Genomic DNA, 1,299 nt, shown 5'->3' on the forward strand with positions numbered 1-1,299 from the left:
CTCAGGGTCAGAGTACATTCGTTCGGAAAGTACTCTGACCCCATTATTCAGTTTTAAGCTGATAATGCGGTGTCTTGCTGTGGCTGACAAATTTCCAGTAAGGCCGATGGTTCGTCAACGCTGAGATATAAGGTATCCATTTGCTCAACAAAGGTCGCAAAACCCGAGTAATACGTTTGTTCTGAAACAAAAGTAAGCTTAACATTTGCGTTGCCTCTACCGAAATGGAAATGTTCTTTTGTTGAAGCTGCTGTCCAACTGCCTGTTTCTAGTTGTTGAATGTCTGAAAGTGGAATAACGGTCATGCCCCACCATGAATTGTTCACCATGAGCTTATCTTTTATAAGATAGACTGAGTAATGCTTGCTAACTCTGTAATTAGCAATAAACATCACGATAAGGTAAAACACCAAGGTTGCTACAACAATGGCAACTGTTTCACTCCACAGTGCAATGGCGAGATAACTTGCATACGTTACAATGACAAGGGCGATACATACGAGTGACACATGCCACCATTGTGCAGACCATAAACGCAGGTTTGCCAAACCGGGAACATGGTTTCTACTAAAACGAGGTATGGCGTAGTACCAACTAGCTGGCTCATGAGCAAACATAAGTGCCAACTCTAGCTTCTTTGCTTCTTTTGACCCTTTTTCATAAACATCATCGCCTTCGTATTGTTCCAGCATATGTATTCGCGGGTCGCCAGAGAGCTTTCGAGCCCCCCACAGCGCTTTAACTATCGTTACCAGAAGGAGAATTTCTATCACCATCAATACGGCAATAATCGGATATTTAAGATAGGTAATGAATTCAAAGTAATAGGCTAAGTGCTCTGGATAGTTATAGCGTGCGACCAAACTACTTAAAGAAAGAACTAACAATAATTTCCACAGAGCCTGATTGCCAATTTGAATGATCCAGAAATAGTAAAGTACAGGCAAAAAGACAAAATATGCCAACGTAACAAGCAAGGTATTTCGCCAATGTGCGTTAGCCCAAATACTTTCAAAGGAGAAGGTTATGTCAGGAAGGGTTTCAGGTAAAAATAATGTGCCCACATAAAAGCAGGCAGCAGCAACTATTAGAAAAGCTATCCGGTATTTAACGGGTTTGCGCATAATTCATCCTTGATGCGTTAAACAAGCTGGTTGAGAACCCAACCAGCGTTGCGCTATACCATACTCGATATGTAGCAGCACAAAAAGAGTGAGTCGTAACAAAGGTGTAAGAAAATATTTAAGTAATGGAGCCAGAGCACATTGAGTAGTGAAGAAAATGTACTCTGACCCTGAG

At 41.5% G+C, this 1,299-nt stretch carries 1 protein-coding gene; it reads right to left on the minus strand.

All coding sequences use genetic code 11. The features are described 5' to 3' along the window. Nucleotides 1–53: 53 nt before the first annotated feature. On the minus strand, nt 54–1,124 hold the full coding sequence (locus GVO62_RS19285) for a hypothetical protein (protein ID WP_159120630.1): 1,071 nt from the start codon (nt 1,122–1,124) through the stop codon (nt 54–56). Between the last annotated feature and the right edge of the window lie 175 nt (nt 1,125–1,299).

This window comes from Alteromonas sp. KUL150 (assembly GCF_009811475.1).
Taxonomy (GTDB): Bacteria; Pseudomonadota; Gammaproteobacteria; order Enterobacterales; family Alteromonadaceae; genus Alteromonas; species Alteromonas gracilis.

Bases quoted from the DNA above. Each gene is read 5' to 3' on its own strand.
- GVO62_RS19285 (WP_159120630.1), bottom strand. From the start codon at position 1,124: ATGCGCAAACCCGTTAAATACCGGATAGCTTTTCTAATAGTTGCTGCT.